Origin of the sequence: Actinomadura sp. NPDC048955 (assembly GCF_040649435.1) — a bacterium.
GTDB lineage: Bacteria > Actinomycetota > Actinomycetes > Streptosporangiales > Streptosporangiaceae > Spirillospora > Spirillospora luteofluorescens.
In genome coordinates, this window is the sequence record NZ_JBEZJI010000011.1 from 26,102 (window position 1) to 47,028 (window position 20,927).

Sequence of the window (20,927 nt, forward strand, 5' to 3'; positions counted from 1 at the left end):
GGGCGCCCACCCTGCGACGATACTTTTCTCGATGAACGACGAACCGCTCTGGTCCGTCCCGCCCGCCTGCTCGGCTAGGTTCGACCCATGAGACCCGGTGACGTCGTCGACGACTTCGAACTCCCGGACGAGACGGGCGAACCCCGCACCCTGACCGGCCTGCTGGCCGAGGGCCCCGTGGTCCTGTTCTTCTACCCGGCGGCCATGACCCCCGGCTGCACCGCCGAGGCCTGCCACTTCCGCGACGTGGTCGCCGAGCTCGCCGAGGCGGGCGGCCACGCCGTGGGCATCAGCGCCGACCCGGTCGGCAGGCAGAAGGAGTTCGCCGAGAAGCACGCGCTCGGCTACCCGCTGCTGTCCGACCCGTCCGGCGAGGTCCGCGCGCGCTTCGGCGTCAAGCGCTCCGTGGCCCTCATGCCGACCAGGCGCCAGACGTTCGTCATCGACACCGACCGCCGCGTCCTCGCGGTCGTCAAGAGCGAGATCCGCATGAACGCCCACGCCGACAGGGCCCTGGAGGCCCTCAGGGCCCGCCGCGGCTGACCCGGCCGCCCCGCCGCTCAGCCGATGATCGGCAGAGTGATCGAGGACGGGTGGCCCGGGGCGTGGAAGATCTCCTGGTCGGCGGTGAGCATCTCGGTGGCGGTGCCGATCGGGGCGCCGGTGCCGGGATTGCGGGCCACGCGGGGGTAGGCGCCGCTGGCGACCTGCACGCGGACGCGGTGCCCGCGGCGGAAGCGGTGGCCGACCGGCCAGAGTTCGATGGCGACGCGGCGGACGCCGTCGTCCCCGGGTTCCGGGGTGCCGGGGACGAGGCTGCGCATGCCCTCGCACAGGTTGAGGGACTCGCCCTCGGGGGTGACGTCGCAGAGCCGCACGACGAAGTCGGTGTGCTCGCGGTTCGAGCGGACGTGCAGGTCGGCGGTGACCGGGCCGATGACCTCCATGTCCTCGTCCAGCACGCCCGAGGTGTAGGTCAGCACGTCCCGGCGGCGCTCCAGGCGCTTCTGGTCGGTGGACGGGTGCGTCTCGCCGAGCAGGGTCGGGCCGCCGAGGAACGGGGTCGGGTGGTTCGGGTCGTAGCGGTAGGCGTCGGGATCGGACTCCGGCGGCCCGTCCGGGGCCAGGGCGCCCGCCGGGTGCAGGTGCCAGCGCTCCTCGCGCATGCCGGGGACGGGCCAGTCGGGGAACTCGCGCCACTCGTCCGCGCCGGTGATGAAGAGCCGGACGGGCTGCGCGCGCAGCCCGGACGGGTCGTCCAGCAGGTGGGCGCGGAACCACGCGATCGCGTCGGCGACCGAGCCGCGCATCATGCGCTGGTCGGCGTGGAACCAGGGGCCGATCGTCAGGTAGGGGCGCCGGCCGGCGGCGCGCAGGGCCGCGTAGTCCTTCATCTGCCAGGGCAGGAAGATGTCGTACCAGCCGCCGGTCATGTTCACCGGCGCGGTGACCTGTGACACGGTGGTGCTGAAGTCGCGCTTGTCCCAGAACGGGGTGTCCGGGCCGTTGACGAGCAGGTCCTGGAAGAAGCGCTGCTGCTCGCCGGTGGCGAGCCGGTCCAGCTCGGCCAGCGGGCGTCCCGACAGGGTGGCGCGGCGGGCGCGGCGCGGCGACATGATGCCGGTCGTGATGCCCGACAGGGAGTTCTTCATCCGCGCGGTCAGGTCGACCCAGATGAGCGCCGACTCCAGCGCGAAGGTGCCGCCGACGTTGACGGCGTCGCGGAAGGTGGACGCCGTGACCTGCATCGACAGCGCCTTCAGCTCGGGTCCGGCCTCGGCGGCGACGGCCCACTGGACGTAGCCGAGATAGCTCGGCCCGTGCATGGCGAACGTGCCGCCGAACCACGGCTGCGACGTCAGCCACTCGATGGTGGCGAGGCCGTCCTCCCGCTCGTCCAGCGCCTCGAAGACGCCGCCGGACCCGAAGCCGCCGCGCACGCTCTGCACGACGGCCTGGAACCCGTGCGAGGCGAACCCCTGCCCGCACATCAGGCCGAACGGCCCGCGCCGCCCGTAGGGCGAGCGGACCAGCACCGTCGGCGCCTTCTCGACGCCGGCGGGCGAGTACCGGTCGGCCAGCAGCGTCACGCCGTCGGCGGCCGGCACCTCCAGGTCCCGCTCGACCGTCACCCGGTGGGGGCCGTTCCGCAGTCCCAGCGCCGTGACCCCGAGCCGGCGCATCACTCCCACGCTCACCACTTGATCGATCGTATCCGCCAGGTCGCCGGACCCCGCGGCCAGATGTGCCGTGATGTGCCTCGCAGTGCCCCGGGTCTTCACTACGATCGGGGAGGCGTAAACACGCAAATCGGAAATTTCAACGGGCGGCACCATGCCTCCCCGGACAGAGGAGGAATCTGCCGCGTCATGGTCCATCTGGGCGATCTGAGCTGGCATCGGGTTGTGGGGGCCGCCGCCGTGCTGGTGGTGGCGGTCGGGATCGCGGTGGTCCTGCGGCTGCTGACCGGCCGGCTGTTCAAGCGGGCGGGCGACACCCGGTGGGCGTGGGACGACCTGGCCGCCCGCCTGGTCAAGGACCTGGCGGTGCCCGTCTCGGTGCTGCTCGGCCTGTGGGGCGCGGCCCTGGCGCTGGAGTTGCCCCGGGGCACGCTGGACGTGATCGCGAAGGCGCTCACGGCCGCCGCCATCCTCATCGTCTCGCTGGCGATGGCCCGGCTGATCGCGGGCTCGGTCACCTCGATCGCGATGGTCCGGCAGGGCGTCGCGGCCAATGTGACGATCTTCGCCAACATCACCCGGGTCCTGGTGATCGGCGTCGGCGTCCTGGTGATGCTGCAGAGCCTCGGGATCTCCATCTCGCCGCTGCTCGGCGCCCTGGGCGTGGGCGGTCTCGCGGTGGCGCTCGCCCTGCAGGACACGCTGGCCAACCTCTTCGCGGGCGTGCACGTCCTGGCGTCCAAGACGATCGAGCCCGGCGACTACATCAAGCTCAGCAGCGGGCAGGAGGGGTACGTCGTCGACATCAACTGGCGCAACACCTCCATCCGGACGCTGTCGGACAACATCGAGGTCATCCCGAACCAGCGGTTCTCCGACACGATCCTCACCAACTACCACCGCCCCGCCGAGGACATGTCGCTGCTGATCCAGGCCCGCGTGGCCTACGAGAGCGACCTGGAGCACGTCGAGAGCGTGGTCATCGAGGTCGGCCAGGAGGTCATGCACGAGGTCCAGGGCGGGGTGAAGGACAGCGAGACGCTGGTGCGCTTCCACACCTTCGGCGACTCCTCGATCGGCTTCACCGTGATCCTGCGGACCGACGAGTTCGGCGACCAGTTCCGGCTGAAGCACGAGTTCGTCAAGCGGCTGCACCGCCGCTTCGCCAAGGAGGGCATCGAGATGCCCTACCCCCGCCGCCAGATCATCCTGCCCGGCGGCGAGGGCGTGCACGGCCTGATCAGCGGATGAACCGCACGTCGGGGAAGCGGGGCGACGGGCGGTCGAGGACCGGGCGGTGCCGTCCGAGCAGCGCCCGGTCGAAGAACGCGGTGACGTAGGCCCGCACCGACGCCGTCATCCGTCCCGGGTCGACCGTCCCGATGAGGGCGGCGCGGTCCTCGGCGGGGATGTCGAGCTCGGCGTCCAGCGCCGGAAGGACGGACTGGACGTCGGTGTAGGAGTAGTGGCTCGCGGTGGGCACGTTCAGGTCGCGCTTCCAGCCGGTCGAGTGATTCCAGAACGACCCCCAGGACGGGGTCGTCAGGTGCGTCTGCGGAGAGCCGCCGGAAGCGGCGCCCATCAGCATGAACGCGCGGTCGAGCCCGGTCTCGGCGACCCGCACGTAGTCGTTCTCCGCGTACTGCATGGTGCCGTCCATGTCGATGCCCGCGTCCACTCGCCGGTCGGTGCGCATGGCCTCGGCCGCCTCGATGCCGCCCGCGGAGTGCCCGACCATGCCGACCCGGGACAGGTCGAGGGCCCGTCCGAGGCCGCGGGGCAGGGCCCGTCCCTCGGCGTCGGGGTTGCTCCCGGCGCGCAGGGCGGCGAGCCGGTCGAGGACGAGGCGCGTGTCCTTCACGCGCGCGTCCAGCGCGGTCTTCAGCCGCTGCGGCCCCTGCGGGGGAAGACGCTGCGGCTCGACCCGGCCGCCGGGGAACTCGACCGGCGCCGTCTCGTAGGTGTGGTCCACGGTCACCACCACGTACCCGCGGGCGGCCAGCTCCTCGGCGATCGTGGTGCCGAGCGCGCGCGGGACGCCGAACCCGGGGGAGTACAGGACGACGGGCCGGGCGCGCCGCGCGTCCGCGGGGGCGCCCTCGGCGGCGTGGGTCCGGGCGCCCGCCCAGTCGACCGTCCCGGCCTTGAACACGCCGAGCGCGTCGGCCTCCGACAGCGCCTTCGCGACTCCGGGACGCAGGTACGGCGCCTTCGGGCCAGAGGACCGGGCGGCCGGGTACCAGACGCTGACCATCAGCTCGCGTTTCCGGCCGGGGACCCACGGGTCGGCGCGCCCGGCGTCCACGAGGTGCAGTTCGGTCGTCCCGATGGCCTGGTGCGTGCCCGTGGGGCGGGGGAGTTCGAAGCGGGCGGGCGCGGTGGCGGCGGTCTTCGTCGCGCGGGCGGAGGCCCCGCACGCGGACAGGGCGAGGGGAAGGACGGCCGCGGCCGCGAGCAGCCGGAGGGGCACAAGTGATCGCATGCCCCGAGCCTTCCGGCCCCGGACCGCTCCCGATCATGGTCGAACGGCCGCCGCGCACCCCGACCTTCGTCAGGGGCGCACGATCGGCATGAGGACCTCGTCGACGATCGACGCCAGGTCGTCGTCGGTGATCGGGCCGCCCTCGGTGAGGTTGCCGTACACCATCACCGCCGGGCCCACGTTGGCGATCTGCCAGGTCGCGGCCTCCGGCCGGATCTCCCCGCGCGCGGCGGCGTCGCGGAGCGCCTGGTAGAGCAGGTCGCGGACGGGCTTGGACAGCCGGTCGCGCACGACGTCGTGGATGAGGCCGACGCCCTCTTCGCTCTCCTCCTTGAGCACCCGGAACGCCGCGCCGCGGCAGGTGATCAGCGTGTCGCGCAGGCACCGCAGGACCTGGAGCATGTCCTCGCGCACCGAGCCGGTCTCCGGCGGGGTCGGCGGCTCGGGCAGGACGTGCCTGAGCGCGTCGGTGATCAGCTCGTTCTTGGACCGCCAGCGCCGGTAGAGGGCGGCCTTGCCGGTGCGGGCGCCGGCGGCGACGCCCTCCATGGTCAGCCCGCGGTAGCCGACGGCCTCCAGCTGGGCGAACACGGCGTCGAAGATCGCGGCCTCCAGGTCGCCGCCGCGGCGGCGGGTCGCCGGGGGCCCCGCGTCGGCGGAGGGCTCCGCCTCGGCCCGGGGACCGGAGTTGGCACGGGTCACGGCACGATCCCGAAAATAGTGAACGCTAGCGTTCTCTTTCGCGTGCGTCGGTGGTACGTTCCCCACATAGTGTACTTCGCCGTTCCTTATTTCTGGGAAGGTTCGCCTTGACCGCAGCCAGCGGGCGGACGGCCGCGCACCGGGAGTCGACACCTCCCGGCCCGGCCGCGCCGCCCCTCCATCATCGTGCAGGAACCGTCCTCGCCGTCATCGTCGGCTGCCAGCTCATGATCGGCCTGGACACCTCCGTCGTCACCATCGCGCTCCCGGACGTCCGGACGGGCCTCGGCCTGACCACCGGGGGCCTCGCCTGGATCCAGAACTCCTACATGCTCGCATTCGGCGGCCTGCTCCTGCTCGGCGGGCGCGCCGGGGACGTGTTCGGCCGCCGCCGCGCCTTCACCGCCGGAATCGTGCTGTTCACCGCCGCGTCCCTGGCGGGCGGCTTCGCCGACGCCGGGTGGTGGCTGCTGGCCGCCCGGGCCGCCCAGGGCGTCGCCGCCGCCGTCGCCGCGCCGAGCGCGATGGCCCTGATCGCCACCAACTTCGAGGGCGCGGCCCGGGTCCGCGCGCTGAGCGTCTTCTCCGCCGTGACCGGCGCCGGCGCCGCCGTCGGCATGATCGTCGGCGGGGCGCTGACCGAGGCCGGGTCGTGGCGCTGGGTGTTCTTCGTCAACGTCCCGGTCGGCCTGGTCCTGGCGCTGGCCGCGCCGCGCGTCCTCACCGAGACGCCGCGCCGCCCCGGCCGGTTCGACGCCCTCGGCGCCGTCGTCTCCACCGGCGGCATGTCCGCCCTGGTCTACGCGCTGATCCGGGTCGGGTCGGACGGCTGGGGCGACGGCCGGGCGGTCGCGGCGTTCGCGGCGGCGGCCGCGCTGCTGGCCGCCTTCGTGGCCGTCGAGGCCCGCGCCCGCCGCCCGCTCATGCCGCTGTGGCTGCTGACCGGACGCGACCGGGCCGCGTCCTACCTGACCCAACTCTGCCTGGCGGCCGCCATGTTCGGCGCGTTCTTCTTCCTGACCCAGTACCTGCAGCAGGTGCTCGGCTACGGGCCGCTGCGCGCCGGCGCCGCGTTCCTGCCGATGGTCGGCATGCAGTTCGCCGTCGTCCGGACGGCGCCGCGGCTGCTGGCGCGCGTCGGCGCCCGCCCCCTGGTCATCGCCGGGACGGTCCTGCTCGGCGCCGGGCTGCTGTGGCTGTCGCGGCTGTCCCCGGGGGACGGCTACACCGGCGCGCTGCTGGGGCCGTTCGTCCTCATGGGCGCGGGCGGCGGGCTGTCGATCCTGCCGCTGAACGCGACGATCCTGGGCAGCGTCGAGCCGGAGCAGTCCGGCGCGGCCGCCGGGGTGGCCCAGGCCATGCTGTGGTCGGGCGGATCGCTCGGCTCGGCCGTCATGGTGACCGCCTACGGGTCCGCGGTGTCCGGACACGGCCCCGCGGACGCCGTCGACGGCATGGACGCGGCGTTCGCGACCGGCGCGGTGTTCGCCGCCGCCGCTCTGCTGGTGGCCTTGCTCGTGCTGCGCGTCCGGCGCTGAGCCTCACGCGGGCGGGGGAGCGGCCTCCTCGAACCAAGCGAGGATCTCGTCGGCGCCGACCAGCCGCGCCGTGTCGGCGGCCGACGGCGATCCCGCCCGCGGGTCGGCCCCCGCCTCCAGCAGGACCCGCACGACCTCGTTCTCCCGCTTGAACACCGCGCCCGTGAGGGGGCGGTGGCCGCGGTCGTCGGCCCGGTCCGGGTCGGCGCCGCGCATCGCGAGCGCGCGGACGGTCTCCGGGTGCCCGTGGAAGGCCGCGTGCATCAGCAGGGTCTCGCCCCTGTGGTCCGACAGGTCCACCGACACCCCGTTGTCCAGCTGGGAGAGGAGGCGCCGCGTGTCGCCGGTCCGCGCCATCTCGAACAGCCGGGCCGTGGGCTCGTCCGAGGCGGGCCGGAAGCCGTCCCCGCGCGGGACGTCGCTGCCGGCGGTGAGGAGCCCGCCGAGGCTGTCCTCGCCGTAGGACAGGTGCTTCTCCAGCGCCACCAGCGCCCCGTCCTCGGGGAACGAGGCGAACCGGACGTCGTCGGCCAGCGCCCGCATGATCATCAGGCCGCGCCCCTGCTCGGCGGCCGGATCGGGCAGCGGGACGAGCGCCGCGTCGAAGCCCGTGCCCGAGTCGATCACCTTGATCACGCAGCGCCGGTCCTGGATCGTCGCCCGCACGGTGTAGTCCGCCCCGTGCTCGGCGTGCTTGATCACATTGGTGCACGCCTCGGTCAGCATCATCTCGATGTCGTCGCGGATGTGGCCCTCGACACCGAGCGCGGCCAGTGCCGCGTCCAGAAGCTTGCGCGTCGCCGGAACGCTCGCCACGTCGCGCGGAAGCACGAGGTCCATCGTGATTTCCACATCATCTCCATCCGTCCCCATAAAAGGTGCCCAATCGGACACGGTGAAACATGGGGCGGACGATCAGCGCGGTCCGGCGGGCATCGGGGCGTAGTCGTCCACGTACTCCTGGCCCGACAGTTCCTGGATCGCCTCCATGATCTCGTCGGTGACCTGCCGGGCCGCCCGGCCGCGCGGCACGCCCTTGTCCCGGTCGCGGAAGTCCATCGGCGCGCCGATCCGCAGCCCGATCCGGCCCGGCCGCGGGACGGCCTGCCCCCGGGGCTGCACCTTGTCGGTGCCCGCGATCGCCACCGGGACGACGGGCGCCCCGGTCCGCATCGCCAGCCGCGCCACGCCCGTGCGGCCGCGGTATAGCCGCCCGTCCGGCGACCGCGTCCCCTCGGGGTGGATCGCGAACACGCCGCCGTCCTCCAGCACCGCCGCCGAGGTGTCGAGCGCGTCGAACGCGGCCCGCCCCCCGGACCGGTCGACCGCGATCGCGCCGACGCTGCGGAAGAACGTCGCGGTGACGCGGCCCCTCATCCCCGCCCCGGTGAAGTACTCGTGCTTGCCGAGGAAGTGGACCCGGCGCGGCACCATCAGCGGCAGCACGAACGAGTCGAGGAACGCCAGGTGGTTCGCCGCGAGAATCACCGGCCCGATCCGCGGGACGTGCCGCAGGCCGCTCACGCTCGGCAGGAAGGCCAGGCGCATCGCGGGTCCCATGACCACGTGCTTCATAAGGGGATAGATCAGGCGTTCGGGGTCCATGTCCGAGCAGGCTATGGGGCGCGCCGCCCCCGCCGCCGCTGGGGGCCGATACAAGTTCGGCCCTCCGGACCTTGTAGGAATCCGCACTTGCCCGCCGCTCAGCCGCTCGCCGCCGCCTTCTTCTGGCGGATCACCTTCGTGACCGCGGGCGCCGCCGGCCCCGTCCGCGCCGTCAGCTCCGCGATCCGCCGCCGGTGCCGCCGCCTGTCCCGCCTCGGCAGGACGGTCGTCAGCCCGCCCGCCGCCGCCAGCGCCACCGCCGCGGCGTCGTAGCTGTTCACATGGGCCACCGGACGCCCCCGCAGCGCCGACGACGCCCCGCCCCACAGCGACTTCACCACCCGCGGGTCCTTCACGGCGACCTCCCGGCGCGGGAACACCCCGAGCGCCCGGCGCGAGTGGACCCGGATCCACCCGCCCCGCACCAGCTCGTCGCGGACCGCGGCCTCGACGGCCCGCGCGTCCTTGCGCACCCAGTGCTGCCACGACCGCGGCCGCGACGCCGCGATCTGCGCCAGCACCCCGTACGGGTCGTCGCCCGGCGTCCCCGGGACGGGCCTGCGCCGCTCCTCGCCGAGCCGCCCGTCCAGGTACAGCTCGGTCAGCGCCGCGGCGCGCAGCACGTAGCCGAGCCGCGCGCCGCCACTGCTCATCCGCTGCCTGCGCAGGTCGTACGCCAGCAGGTACATCCGCGCCGGCAGCGACTCCGGAACCTCGACCATCGCTAGTCCTCGCCCCCGCCGCCCGGCGGGCTCTCCTCGTCCTCGCCGGCCGGCGCCTTGCGCGGCCGCCCGGGCCCTCGCATCCGTCCCGCCGACCCCGGCATCCGCCCGGCGTCCGCGAGCGCCTTGCGCAGCAGGAACTCGATCTGCGCGTTGGTGCTGCGCAGCTCGTCCGCGGCCCACCGTGCCAGCGCGTCGTGCACGGCCGGGTCCAGCCGTAGCAGGATCTTCTTGCGTTCCGCCACTGGTCGGCGCGGTCACTGGTAGAGCGAGCCGGTGTTGAGCACCGGCTGGGCGTCGCGGTCGGCGCACAGCACCACCAGCAGGTTGCTGACCATCGCCGCCTTGCGCTCCTCGTCCAGGTCGACCACGTTCTCCTCGTCCAGCCGGTCGAGCGCGAGCTGCACCATGCCGACCGCGCCCTCCACGATCCGCTGCCGCGCCGCCACCACCGCGCCCGCCTGCTGGCGGCGCAGCATCGCCTGCGCGATCTCCGGCGCGTACGCCAGCCCGGTGATCCGCGACTCGACGATTTTCACCCCGGCGGACGCCACCCGCAGCGCCAGCTCGTCCGACAGCTGTCCGGTGATCTCGTCGGCGTTGTCGCGCAGCGACGTCCGGTCGTGGGCGTCGTAGGGGAAACTGCCCGCGATGTGCCGGACGGCCGCCTCGGTCTGGAACGCCACGAACTCCACGAAGTCGTCCACCTCGAACACGGCCCGCGCGGTGTCGGCCACCTGCCACACGACCACGGCCGAGATCTCGATCGGGTTCCCGTCCAGGTCGTTGACCTTCGCCAGCCCGGTCTCGTGGTTGCGGATCCGCGTCGACACCTTGCGCCGCTCCGTCAGCGGGTTCACCCACCGCAGCCCGTCGTTCCGGACCGTCCCCTTGTAGCGCCCGAGGAGCTGGAGCACCCGCGCCTCGCCGGGCGCCACCGGCGTCAGCCCCGCCGAGACGGCCAGCCCCGCCAGCGCCAGCAGCGACCCGGCCACCACGCCCACCGCGATGGCGGGCTCGCCTCCCGCCGCCACCCCGCCGACCACCGCCGCCGCCCCGGCCAGGATCAGCGCCACCGCGACCCCGAGCATCCCCCAGCCGCCGCGGTCCGCCGCCGCCCGCTCCGTGATCTTCGGCCGTGGCATGTCCACCGTCGCCGCCGCGTCCACCATGTCGTCCCCGTTCTCCCGTGCCATCATCGGCATAGCAAAGTGATATCACATAAATTCCGGACATACCACCTCGATCTCCCAGGAAGGCCGCGTTCCCGTCCGGGCCCCGGACGGGAACGCGGTGGTCAGCGGGCGGAGACGAGCTCCGGCTCCTCGGTGTCCGGGATGAGCTTGGGGACGTTGCGCAGCGTCACCAGCGCGAACGCCGCGACCAGGACGGCGAGGCCGGCGCTGCAGGTGAGGGCGGCGTGCATGCCGTCCACGAAGGCGGCCCGGGCGGCGGCGGCGACCTGGTCACCGAGCGCCTGCGGCAGGTTCGCGGCCGCCTGGAGCGCGCCGCCGAGGGAGTCGCGGGCGGCGGACGCGGCCGGCGCCGGGACGCCGGCGGGCAGGTCCAGGACGTTCCGGTACACCGCGTTCAGCACGCTGCCGAGGACGGCCATGCCGAGCGCGCCGCCGAGCTCGGTGGCCGTCTCGGAGATCGCGGACGCGGCGCCGGAACGGTCCTTGGGGACCGAGGCGAGGACGGTGTCGGCGGTGACGGTCATCGCCAGCCCCATCCCGATGCCGGACAGCAGCATCGCCGGGACCATCGCCCAGTAGGAGGTGTGCAGGCCGAACGTCACGAACAGGGCGAAGCCGCCGGCCGAGAGCACCATGCCCGCCGCCACGACGCGGGCGCGGCCGAGCGCGCCGATCAGCGGCGGGGCGAGCGCGGCGCCGCCGATCATGGCGCCCGCCGCGCCGGGCAGGCCCGCCAGGCCCGACCGCAGCGGCGACCAGCCGAGCGCGAGCTGGAAGAACAGCGAGAAGATCAGCGACTGGGCGACCAGGGTGAACATCGCGAACATGTTGGTGCCGACCGACCCGGAGAACGCGGCGCGGCGGAACAGCCGGATGTCGATCAGCGGCTCGGCCACCCGCCCCTGCCGGACGAGGAACGCCGCCAGCGAGAGCGCGCCGGCCAGCGCCGAGACGTACACCGCGGGCTCGTCCACGCCGTGCGCGGCGGCCTCCTTGACCGCGAACACCAGGCCGAGGACGCCGGCCACCGACAGCGGCACGCTGATCAGGTCGAGGCGGCCCGGGACGGAGGTGCGCGACTCGGGCAGCACGAACGCGCCGGCGACGAACGCCACCGCCATCAGCGGCACGTTGATCATGAAGACGGAGCCCCACCAGAAGTGGTCGAGCAGGGCGCCGCCGACGACGGGCCCGAGCCCGACCGCGAGCCCCGCGACGCCACTGAACGCGCCCACCGCCATCGTCCGCTCCTTGGGCTCGGTGAACGCGCGCCGCAGCAGCGACAGGCAGGACGGCATCAGCGTCGCCCCCGCGACCCCGAGCAGCGCGCGGGCCGCGATCAGCAGTTCGGCGCTCGGCGCGTAGGCGGTCACGGCGGACGCGGCCGCGAACACCGCCGTCCCGATCAGCAGCAGCCTCCTGTGGCCGATGCGGTCCCCGACACCGCCCATGGTGATCAGCAGGCCGGCGAGCGCGAACCCGTAGGCGTCGGCGATCCACAGGATCTGCGTGCCGGACGGGTGCAGGTCGGCCGACAGGTGCGGGACGGCCTGGTTCAGCGCGGTCAGGTCGATGTTCGGCACGAGCGCGACGAGCAGGCAGATCGCGAAGGTGCTCCATTTGCGGGCTGAGGAGTTCATGCCCGGAAGGTTCGCGCGGCGCGCTGACCGTCCGCGCACCGTCCGCTGACGGCGCCGCCGGCGGCCGGTCAGGCGCCGGTGAGCAGGGCCAACGCCCGGTCGCGGGGCAGGGCCGCGGCCCGCGCGAACACGGCCTCGCGGGCGTCCTCGTCCAGCAGGGCCCGCACCTGGGCGAGGACGCGCTCGGTGTCGGGGTCGCCGGACACCGTCACGCCCCGCAGCGCCCGGCTCGCGCCGAGCAGCAGCGCCGCGCGCTCCCCGTCCCCCTCCCGGGCGGCCAGCCCCGCCATCGCGGTCGCCGCGTCCGCCTGGTAGCCGAAGATCGGGTGGTCGAACGACATGTCCACCGCCTCGCGCAGCAGGCCCCGGGCCCGCCCGGCGTCGCCCTCGTCCGCCGCGAGCCACCCCAGCCCGACCAGCGCCCCGCCCCGCACGGCGGCGGCGATGAACCGCTCCGAGCCGTAGCCGGTCAGCGCCGCCTCGTACATGCCGCGCGCCCCGGCGGCGTCCCCGCGCAGCCGCGCGACCGTGCCGAGCCCCAGGCAGCCCCCGGCGATCTTGTCGGGGGTGCCGGCCCGGCGCGCCAGCTCGATGCCGCGCTCGTAGTCGGCCCGCGCCGCGTCCAGGTCGCCCGCGCGGATGTGGACGAGGGCGCGCTGGTAGAGCAGGTCGGCGGTGTCCTCAAGGGCGCCGAGCTGCCCGACCAGGTCCAGCGCCTCGTCCAGCAGCGCGCGGGCCCGCTCCCGGTCGCCGCGCCAGTCGGCGACCTGCGCGAGCGGGTCGAGCGAGTTGGCCGTCCCCCAGCGGTCCCCGCACGCCCGGAAACCGCGCACCGCCTCCTCGCACGCCTTCTCCGCCTCGGCCAGGTCGCCGCCGAACTGGGCGAGGAACCCGTCGCTCATCCGCACCAGCGCGCGCGTCCACGGGTCGTCGCCCACCTGCCGCTGGAAGACCTCCAGGTCGGTGCGTTCCGGGCCCGCCGTCAGCGCCCACAGCACGATGACCGCCGGGTACCGGACGGGACCGTCGATGCCCCGCAGCAGCTCGGCGGCCCGGTCGAGCCACGCCACCGCGCGCTCGCCCGTGATCCCGCCCGACACCGCGTTCGTGACGCACAGGACGTACTCCTCGTCGAAGCCCTCCGGCGGCCCGGCGCCGACCACGTCCAGCAGGTCCGACGCCAGCTGCGCGCCCTCGACGCGCCCCCGCAGCCACCAGTACCACGACAGCCGCGCGATGATCCGCAGCGCCAGCGCGGGGTCGGGCCGCACGCTTCGCCGCAGCGCGGCGTGCAGGTTCCCGTGGTCGGCGGCGAGCAGCTCCAGCCACTCCAGCTGCTCGGCGCCCCGCAGATGGGGTTCCGCGCGCCGGGCCAGCCCGGCGAAGTACTCCGCGTGGGCCCGTTCGAACCGTTCCAGCTCACCGGCCGCGGCGAGCCGCTCCGCGCAGAACGCCCGGACGGTGTCGAGCATCCGGTACCGGGACCCGTCGCTCTGCACCAGCGACTTGTCGGCCAGCTCCACCAGCAGTTCGTCGGCGTCGTCCAGGCCGCACACGCCCATCGCCGCCTCCAGCGTGAGCCCCCCGGCGAACACCGTCAGCCGCCGCGCGAGGGTCTGCTCCGCCTCGTCCAGCAGGTCCCAGCTCCACTCCACGACCGCGCGGAGCGTCTGGTGGCGCGGCGGAGCCGTCCGGTTGCCGCGCGACAGCAGCCGGAACCGGTCGTCCAGCCGCGTCGCGACCTCCGCCACCGGCAGCGACCTCAGCCGCGCCGCCGCCAGCTCGATCGCCAGCGGCAGCCCGTCCAGCGCCCGGCAGATCCGCAGCACCGCCCCGGCGTTGCCCCCGTCCACCGCGAACCCGGGGCGCACCGCCGCGGCCCGGTCCAGGAACAGCCGCACCGCCGGGTACCGGGGCAGCTCCCCGAGCGCCGCGTCCGGGGGCGGGATCTCCAGCGGCGGCAACGGCCGCAACGCCTCACCCGTGATCGCGAGGGCCTCCCGGCTGGTCGCCAGCACCCGCAGCTCCGGGCAGGCGCTCAGCAGCCGGTGCGTCAGCTCCGCGACGGGCGCGACCACGTGCTCGCAGTTGTCCAGGACGAGCAGCACCCGCCGCCCCTCCAGCGCCGTGACCAGCCGCTCCACCGCGTCCGGCGGCTGCTCCCCGGGCGCCGGCAGCATCCCGCCCTCGCGCAGCCCGAGCGCCCCGAGCAGTGCCTTGCCCACCTCGCCGGGGACCACGGGCGCCAGGTCGACGAAGCAGACCTCGCCGCCGTCCCGTGCCGCCGCCTCGATCGCCAGCCGCGTCTTGCCCGCCCCGCCCGGCCCGAGCAGCGTGACGAGCCGCCCGTCCGCGAGCATCCTCCCGACGCGGCGCAGCTCCTCCTCCCGCCCGATGAAGCTCGTGAGCTGCGCGGGCAGGTTCGCCCGGACGGCCGCCGGCGCGTCCCCGCGCAGGATCGCCAGATGGACGTCCGCCAGCTCCCGCGACGGGTCCGCGCCGAGCTCCTCGGCCAGGACCTTGCGCCCGTCCTCGAACACCGCGAGCGCCTCGGCCTGCCGCCCGCCGCGGTGCAGCGCACGCATGAGCAGTGCCCGCGCCCGCTCCCGCAGCGGCTGCGCGTCCACCAGGTCCCGCAGCGCCGCGACCGCGGCCCCGGGGTCCTCCGCGAGCACCGCCTCGCCGTACTCCTCGACGGCGCAGGCCCGCTCCTCCTCCAGCCGCGCCGCCTGCCCCGCCGCGAACGGCGCGCCCACACCCGCCAGCGCGGCCCCCCGCCACAGCCCGAGGGCCTCCCCGAGCAGCCCGGCCGCCTCGTGCCGCCCGGCGGCCCCGGCGTCCGCCACGAGCCGCTGGAACCGGTGGACGTCGACGTCCTCGCGCTCCACGGCGATCCGGTACCCGGCGGGCGTCCCCTCGACCAGCGCCGGGTCGCCCAGCCCCCGCCGCAGCCGCGACACCTGCGACTGCAGCGCGTTGGCCGCCCCGCTCGGCGGATCCTCCCCGTACAGCCCGTCGATGAGCCGCTCGGCCGGGACGAGCCGCCCCGCGTCCAGGAGCAGCATGGCCAGCAGCGACCGCACCAGCGGCCCGCCCACCGGGACGACCGCCCCGTCCGCCCAGACCTCGACGGGTCCCAAGATGCCGAACCGCATGGCCCGATTCTCCCGCACTACGGTGGTTCCACCGACCTCTGGAGGACGCCATGACCGAGATCCAGATCGTCACCGACTTCCTCGCCGCCCTCGAAGACCTGGACGTCGACCGGGCCCTCGCCCACGCCGCCCCCGCCATGGTCTACCAGAACGTCCCGCTTCCTCCCGCGCGCGGCCTGCGCGCCGTGGAGAAGACCCTGCGCACCATGACCCGCTACGGCACCGGCTTCGAGGCCCGCGTCCACAACATCGCCGCCACCGGCCCGGTCGTCCTCACCGAACGCACCGACGTCCTGGAACGCGGCTCCTGGCGCGCCGAGTTCTGGGTCTGCGGCACCTTCGAGGTCCACGACGGCAAGATCACCCTCTGGCGCGACTACTTCGACTGGACCACCTTCCTGACCGCCTCCGCCAAGGGCCTGCTGACCGCGGCGCTGTCCACCGCCCGAAAGAAGTGATCCCCGGGGCTGCGTGCCCCGGGGATCGGCCTCACACCGGCCGGCTCGTCACCGGTCGGTCGTCGTGCTGGGCGTGGCGCTCGGGAAACCCGCGCAGGACGGGTAGTCCTTGAACACCATGCGCGTCAGGTTGGGCCGGCAGGCCCGGAGCACGTCGCTGGAGACGTTCACCTTCCAGAGCATCGAGATCTCCTGCCCCGTGACGTCGAGCTCCCGGAGGGCGTCGCTGTCCTTCGACATCATCTCCAGGTCGCCCTGGTACTCGTCCATCGACGCGAGGACGAGGAACGGACCCTGGGGCCCGTCCTCGAACGCGCCGACGACCTGGCCGGGGCGGAGCGAGACGTCGGAGGCGGTGGCCTCCGGCTGGCTGGTGGACGGCTCCGCGGACGGCTCCGCGGTCGCGGTCGTGCTCGCGACGGGGGTCGCGGGCTCGACGGGAGCGGTCGCCGACGGCGGCCGCTCGTCGTTCGGGGTCTCCGAGGCGGAGTGGGTGGAGCACCTGGCGGCCACGAGGACCACGAGGATCGCCGCCGCTACTGCGGCGCCCCTGAGGATCTTGCGTACGGAACCGAGCCCGGCACCAAGAAATGCCTTCATGGTTTGTGTGTCAGTTGACAGGTCCGACGCGACGCCGGACACGCGTATGCCACTGACCCTTTCGCGAAGGACCGTCCGGACCTCGGCCGCGACGACCACCGCTGACCGGACGCGGGGGAGAACCGCCTGGTCCGGGTTCGCCGGAGTGTGCGGCGGAGGGCTCGTCGTCCACGACATCGCCGCCGGCGCGGTCCACCGCGCGAAAGAAGTGATCCCCGGGGCTGCGTGCCCCGGGGATCGGCCTCACACCGGCCGGCTCGTCACCGGTCGGTCGTCGTGCTGGGCGCGGCGTCCGCGGAACCCGCGCAGGACGGGTAGTCCTTGAACACCATGCGCGTCAGGTTGGGCGCGCAGGCCTGGAGCACGTCGCTGGAGACGTTCACCTTCCAGGCCGTCGAGATCGGAAGCGCCGTCACGTCCAGGGCCCGGAGGGCGTACTTCTGCGACGCCGCGTACTCCAGGTCGCCCTGGTCCTCGTCCATCGACGTGAGGACGAGGAACGGCCCCCCGGGCTCGTCCTCGAACGCGGCGACGACCTTGCCCGGGCGGGCGGCGGAGTCGGAGGCCGTGGCCTCCGGCTGGCTGGTGGACGGCTCCGCGGACGGCTCCGCGGTCGCGGTCGTGCTCGCGACGGGGGTCGCGGGCTCGACGGGGGCGGTCGCCGCCGGCGGCCGCTCGTTGTTCGGGGTCTCCGAGTCGGAGTGGGTGGAGCACCCTGCGGCCACGACGGCCGCGAGGCCCGCCGCCGCTACTGCGGCGCCCCTGAGGATCTTGCGTACGGGGATCCGGACACCAAGAAATACGTTCATGGTTTGTATGTCAGTTGACAGGTCCGACGCGACGCCGGACACACGTATGCCACTGACCCTTTCGCGAAGGACCGTCCGGACTCCGGCCGCGTTGACCACCGCTGACCGGGTCCGGGGGAGAACCGCCCGGTCCGGGCGCAGGCCCCGCCGGTCTCCGGCCGGCTTGCCGAGCGTGCCGGGCCCGGCACGGTAGAGCCCAGCGCCCGTGGTGAAGCACGGGGTCTCCAACAACCGACCGGCGCTCGTGAAGCACGAGCGCCCCAACGCAAACCGGGAACCAACATGAAGAGAACCGTCCTGAACGGGCTGCTCGCGATAGCGGTCGGCGCCCTCGCGGGCGTGTGCGGCGGAGGGCTCGTCGAGCACCTGCTCCACACCTCCTACATCGCCGAGATCGCCCACGCCTTCGGCGGCGCCCCGGCGGGGTCCGCCTGCTCCGGCTTCCTGGCCGACGTGGTCGGCCCCGGCCTCTCCGACCGCTTCATCGCCGGCGCCTTCGGCGGCTTCGTCGGCTTCACCGGCGCCGTCGTCCGCGGCGCCTACCGCGCCGCCCACGGCGCGGCCATGCCGAGGGACGACTGCGGGCGCCTCGTCGCCGGCGGTCTCGTCCTCGCCGCCGTCTTCGGCGTCGTGGTCCTCGTCTCGGTCGGAGGCTTCGGCCTCCTCACCGCCATCACCGTCATCGGCGGCTTCGCCGCCGGCGCCGTCGTCGGCGACGCGATCGCCGACGTCTGACCCACCCGCGGGGGCCTGGCGACGCCAGGCCCCCGTTTCGTGATCACCCGTCGTTCCGGAGGAGCCGCCACGAAGCGGATCGACACGCCCGTCACCGGGGCCAGGCAGGCCACTGGCCGAGCCGTAGCGGTGGAGTTCATGGTTTGAGGCGGGCCCAGACCCATTTGCCTCCTGTCGGGTCGGGCGAGTAGCCGCACTCGGCGGCCAGGGCCGTGACGATCGGGAGGCCCCGGCCGCCGTTGTCGTCCCAGTGCTCTTCGGAGACGTCCAGGGTGTCGAGCGTCAGCTCCACCACTGGACGCGGTTGCGGGCCGGCCGTGCTGGCGTCCCACACGGCGATGAGGACGCCGGCGACGTCCCGGCTGCATTGGTAGCGGATCTCCTCGCCGGGTGTGGTCACGACGGCATTGGTGATCAATTCCGAGGCGATCAAGAATGCATCGTCCGAAATATGCGCGCAGTCCCACTTGTGGAGTCGCGCCATTGTCAGCGTGCGCGCCAGTCCCGGCGCGGCCTTCGACGCCGGCATGGAGAGCAGCAGGCAGTCCGGCGTGGTCAGCATTGCCCTGCCCTTTCCTTGTGTGTTTCCGGATTTCCGTCCCCAGGATCGGACGCGCAAGCTAGCCTCGCGTGTATCTAGGAAAACCGGAAACACTGGAGGGGGCATGGCCAACAATCGGGAGCCGCTCGACCCCAAGATCTCTCTCTGGCATTTTCTGGCGTACGCACTGCGCTTTGAGCGGGAGAAGCATGATCACTCGCTGGCCCAGTGTGGGCAGATCATCGGTGCCGCGCGATCGACTGTTTCCAACATGGAGGCCGGGCGCCTCAAGTTGCACGATGACCAGGCGAGAGTGCTCGATAAAAAGTACAACACCCCCAGACTCTTTGAAATGCTGATTTGGTTCGCTCGTACGGCGCATGAGCCGGACTGGTTCCGGCAGTACGTCCAGTACGAGTCGCAAGCCACCATGATCAGGATCTACCAGGGTCAGGTCATCCCCGTCCCGTTCCAGACCGAGGAGTACGCGCGTGCGTTCGTCCAGGCCGGTGGCGCTTCCGATGTCGAGACCGTCGTATCCGCGCGCATGGCCCGCCAGAAGATGCTGCTGAGCGGTACGGGCGGACCTCTGCTGCTCGTGTTGCTGGACGAGGGTGTCCTCTACCGTCCAGTCGGCGGACCCGAGGTGATGAAGGCCCAGCTCCAGCGCCTGCTGGAGTTCAGCGAGCGTGCCGACGTGATCATGCGGGTCATCCCTAGGTCGGCCGGGGCCTACCTAGGGCTTGACGGCCCGTTCCAGATCATGAGTCTGGAAACTCGGGACATCGCCTACATCGGGGCTTTTCGCGGAGGCCGGTTGGTGGAGGTGCCCTCCGAAATTAGGCAGTTGAGCATGGACTTCGAGCGGATCGGAGCGAAAGCCCTCCATGAGGACGCCTCCCGGGCTCTGATCCGCAAGGTGATGGAGGAGTGCACATGACCAGCGCGTGGCGGAAGAGTTCGCACAGCGGTGGCGCGACAGATGAGGCATGCGTCGAGTTGGCCGCGTTGCCGGAGGGGGTCGGGGTCAGGGACTCCAAGGACCCCGAGGGGGGACGGTTGACCGTGGGTGGGGAGGCGTTCGAGAGTCTGCTTCGGCGGATCAAGGATGGGGCTCTCGACCGGACCTGACGAATGTGCGGGCCGGTCCTGGAGCTGGGCGCTCCAGGACCGGCTGCGGGCTCGGCGGCCAGAAGGAGTTGTAGTCCGGGGGCAAGGGGCTCTGGGCGATGAGCAGGTGGTGACGAGTTGATCAACGGTGGTGGTCAGGCGAAGTCCCTGCGCTTGATCTTGGCTCGGCGGCCGTCGGGATGGTGGAAGACGATCCCTTCGGCGAGGTGGCCTGGAGCGAACCTGCTGTCCAGCGTGGCGAGGTAGTCCCGCAGGCCGTCATAGCTGCGGGGCACGTCCTCGTAGGTCGGCACCTGAACGTCGAAGGGGACGCACCGGTGTTCTTCGAGCCCCAGCGGGTTGCCCTGGATGCGGGGGCCGAGCGCCTCGCAGGGATGCTCGCCGTCCGGCCACTCGGAGACGTCGGTGTTGCGGGCCGCCGCCTGGATCCACTTGTCCTCGGCCCCCTCCGCGGCGTCGACGTACCAGCCGTCCACGATCCCCTGGTGCTTCTGCGCCTTGCTCGGGTTGCGCCGCTTCTCGACCCGGACCAGCAGGCCTGACCGCACGGTGAGGCGGACGTTGGTGCCGTCGAGTTTCTCGGTGCCGGTCCCGGCCCCTTCGAACACCCAGGCGCACTCGGCCCTGGGGCGGTCGACGACCCGGAACCGGTCATCGCGCTCGAAGAGCGTGGGGATCTTCTCCATGACGTCCCTTCCCCTTTCGACGTGCCCGAGCAGCTCGTCGTGGGTGATCGCGCCGGCGGCCAGCCCGCCGGCCAGGGCCCGGACGAGGTCGGCGACGGAGACCCCGGCGTCGACGGCGACGTGCTTGAGCGCCTTCTTCTCCTCGGGGGAGACCCAGGCGACCAGCCGCGACCAGCCTTCCGGGGGCGTCCATCGCGCCAGGCGGTCCGGATCCTTGCGCGGTCGTCCACGCCCCTTGCCGGTGCTCACGCGGAGGACGTTAGAACCGATCATGGACTTGTGTCAATTGGCATAACAGAAAATACCCAGGACTCGGCGGCGGCAGGGTGGACGCGCGCCGCCCGGCGGTTCTGCGGGGGCTCAGCGGGCAAAGACCTCCAGCGTCCACTTTCCCGGCCCGGTTCCACGCCCGCCTTTGCCGGCGCGGTGGCGCCGGTGCCGTGCACCCTGCCCGCCTCCGCTGGCAGCACCGCGATCTCGATCCTGCTCGTCCCGCCTTCGACGCACTGGTCCCAGACGATGCCCAGGGACTCGGCGCTCTCACAGTCGAACACTGACCAGCGCCGTCTGCAGCAGGTCGTCCGCCTGCGCCCAGTCGCGGCACGGCAGATAGGCCGTTCCTGAGTAGCCGCGACCGCTCCGCCACGGACACCGCGTACTCCGGTCGCTCCCGCATCCGACCCTCCAGCAGATCTGTCACCGACACCTACCGGCTGGACCCTCGGAACGGTTGCCCGGCGGTGAGGA

The 20,927-nt window shown here is 73.2% G+C and carries 21 protein-coding genes; 7 read left to right on the forward strand and 14 right to left on the reverse strand.

The features are described 5' to 3' along the window. Positions 1–87 precede the first annotated feature (87 nt). Entirely contained in the window at positions 88–543 is a 456-nt protein-coding gene (locus tag AB0C84_RS13755; protein ID WP_361065161.1) for a peroxiredoxin, read from the forward strand. 17 nt (positions 544–560) lie between these two features. Here the strand turns inward: AB0C84_RS13755 and AB0C84_RS13760 are convergent, their stop codons facing one another. After that, positions 561–2,201, reverse strand: coding sequence for a CocE/NonD family hydrolase (locus tag AB0C84_RS13760; protein ID WP_361065163.1), 1,641 nt, complete (start codon positions 2,199–2,201; stop codon positions 561–563). A 168-nt stretch (positions 2,202–2,369) separates the two neighbouring features. Between AB0C84_RS13760 and AB0C84_RS13765 the strand changes: the two genes are divergently transcribed. Further along, positions 2,370–3,431 carry a mechanosensitive ion channel family protein gene (locus AB0C84_RS13765; protein WP_361065166.1) on the forward strand — a complete coding sequence of 354 codons (1,062 nt, stop codon included), beginning with the start codon at positions 2,370–2,372 and terminating at the stop codon, positions 3,429–3,431. Here AB0C84_RS13765 and AB0C84_RS13770 read toward each other — a convergent pair. Together AB0C84_RS13770 and AB0C84_RS13775 are read right to left on the reverse strand one after the other, a co-directional pair. Further along, positions 3,421–4,662 (reverse strand): lipase, encoded by a 1,242-nt coding sequence (locus AB0C84_RS13770; RefSeq protein ID WP_361065168.1) that lies wholly within the window; start codon positions 4,660–4,662, stop codon positions 3,421–3,423. The two genes, AB0C84_RS13765 and AB0C84_RS13770, sit on opposite strands and share 11 nt — an antisense overlap. A gap of 69 nt (positions 4,663–4,731) precedes the next feature. Continuing rightward, positions 4,732–5,364, reverse strand: coding sequence for a TetR/AcrR family transcriptional regulator (locus AB0C84_RS13775; protein ID WP_361065171.1), 633 nt, complete (start codon positions 5,362–5,364; stop codon positions 4,732–4,734). Between the two features lie 107 nt (positions 5,365–5,471). Between AB0C84_RS13775 and AB0C84_RS13780 the strand changes: the two genes are divergently transcribed. Further along, entirely contained in the window at positions 5,472–6,902 is a 1,431-nt protein-coding gene (locus AB0C84_RS13780) for an MFS transporter (RefSeq protein ID WP_361065174.1), read from the forward strand. Positions 6,903–6,905: 3 nt separating this feature from the next. Here AB0C84_RS13780 and AB0C84_RS13785 read toward each other — a convergent pair whose 3' ends face one another. From AB0C84_RS13785 to AB0C84_RS13815, 7 genes are all read right to left on the reverse strand, one after another. Continuing rightward, entirely contained in the window at positions 6,906–7,754 is an 849-nt protein-coding gene (locus AB0C84_RS13785; RefSeq protein WP_258943786.1) for an ATP-binding protein, read from the reverse strand. 63 nt (positions 7,755–7,817) lie between these two features. Further along, entirely contained in the window at positions 7,818–8,507 is a 690-nt protein-coding gene (locus tag AB0C84_RS13790) for a lysophospholipid acyltransferase family protein (protein ID WP_361065177.1), read from the reverse strand. A 98-nt stretch (positions 8,508–8,605) separates the two neighbouring features. Beyond that, entirely contained in the window at positions 8,606–9,229 is a 624-nt protein-coding gene (locus AB0C84_RS13795) for a GPP34 family phosphoprotein (RefSeq protein ID WP_361065180.1), read from the reverse strand. Between the two features lie 2 nt (positions 9,230–9,231). Beyond that, positions 9,232–9,474: a hypothetical protein gene (locus AB0C84_RS13800; RefSeq protein WP_179847715.1), complete on the reverse strand. Its 243-nt coding sequence runs from the start codon at positions 9,472–9,474 to the stop codon at positions 9,232–9,234. Between the two features lie 12 nt (positions 9,475–9,486). Beyond that, positions 9,487–10,401, reverse strand: coding sequence for an SPFH domain-containing protein (locus AB0C84_RS13805; RefSeq protein WP_361065472.1), 915 nt, complete (start codon positions 10,399–10,401; stop codon positions 9,487–9,489). A gap of 125 nt (positions 10,402–10,526) precedes the next feature. Beyond that, positions 10,527–12,065, reverse strand: coding sequence for an MFS transporter (locus AB0C84_RS13810; RefSeq protein WP_361065183.1), 1,539 nt, complete (start codon positions 12,063–12,065; stop codon positions 10,527–10,529). Between the two features lie 68 nt (positions 12,066–12,133). Next, positions 12,134–15,220 carry a BTAD domain-containing putative transcriptional regulator gene (locus AB0C84_RS13815; protein ID WP_361065186.1) on the reverse strand — a complete coding sequence of 1,029 codons (3,087 nt, stop codon included), beginning with the start codon at positions 15,218–15,220 and terminating at the stop codon, positions 12,134–12,136. A gap of 50 nt (positions 15,221–15,270) precedes the next feature. On the opposite strand from AB0C84_RS13815, the gene AB0C84_RS13820 reads away from it, so the two are divergent. Continuing rightward, positions 15,271–15,678, forward strand: a complete 408-nt coding sequence (locus AB0C84_RS13820) for a limonene-1,2-epoxide hydrolase family protein (protein ID WP_179847718.1) — start codon at positions 15,271–15,273, stop codon at positions 15,676–15,678. A gap of 48 nt (positions 15,679–15,726) precedes the next feature. On the opposite strand, the gene AB0C84_RS13825 is transcribed toward AB0C84_RS13820, so the two are convergent. Beyond that, the gene (locus tag AB0C84_RS13825; RefSeq protein WP_361065190.1) at positions 15,727–16,278 is read right to left on the reverse strand and encodes a hypothetical protein; all 552 of its coding nucleotides are present in this window, start codon (positions 16,276–16,278) and stop codon (positions 15,727–15,729) included. Positions 16,279–16,538: 260 nt separating this feature from the next. Then, positions 16,539–17,087 carry a hypothetical protein gene (locus AB0C84_RS13830; RefSeq protein ID WP_361065193.1) on the reverse strand — a complete coding sequence of 183 codons (549 nt, stop codon included), beginning with the start codon at positions 17,085–17,087 and terminating at the stop codon, positions 16,539–16,541. A 282-nt stretch (positions 17,088–17,369) separates the two neighbouring features. Between AB0C84_RS13830 and AB0C84_RS13835 the strand changes: the two genes are divergently transcribed. Next, positions 17,370–17,822: a hypothetical protein gene (locus AB0C84_RS13835; RefSeq protein ID WP_361065196.1), complete on the forward strand. Its 453-nt coding sequence runs from the start codon at positions 17,370–17,372 to the stop codon at positions 17,820–17,822. A 136-nt stretch (positions 17,823–17,958) separates the two neighbouring features. Here the strand turns inward: AB0C84_RS13835 and AB0C84_RS13840 are convergent, their stop codons facing one another. Then, positions 17,959–18,384 (reverse strand): ATP-binding protein, encoded by a 426-nt coding sequence (locus tag AB0C84_RS13840; RefSeq protein ID WP_361065199.1) that lies wholly within the window; start codon positions 18,382–18,384, stop codon positions 17,959–17,961. Positions 18,385–18,487: 103 nt separating this feature from the next. Here AB0C84_RS13840 and AB0C84_RS13845 point away from each other — a divergent pair, with 103 nt between their 5' ends. Both AB0C84_RS13845 and AB0C84_RS13850 read left to right on the forward strand, forming a co-directional pair. Continuing rightward, positions 18,488–19,303, forward strand: coding sequence for a DUF5753 domain-containing protein (locus AB0C84_RS13845; RefSeq protein WP_361065203.1), 816 nt, complete (start codon positions 18,488–18,490; stop codon positions 19,301–19,303). Continuing rightward, on the forward strand, positions 19,300–19,494 hold the full coding sequence (locus AB0C84_RS13850; protein ID WP_361065206.1) for a DUF397 domain-containing protein: 195 nt from the start codon (positions 19,300–19,302) through the stop codon (positions 19,492–19,494). Before AB0C84_RS13845 ends, AB0C84_RS13850 begins: the two co-directional genes overlap by 4 nt. Before the next feature lie 134 nt (positions 19,495–19,628). On the opposite strand, the gene AB0C84_RS13855 is transcribed toward AB0C84_RS13850, so the two are convergent. Further along, complete coding sequence (locus tag AB0C84_RS13855; RefSeq protein ID WP_361065209.1) at positions 19,629–20,429, reverse strand: hypothetical protein; 801 nt, start codon at positions 20,427–20,429, stop codon at positions 19,629–19,631. Positions 20,430–20,927: the final 498 nt, after the last annotated feature.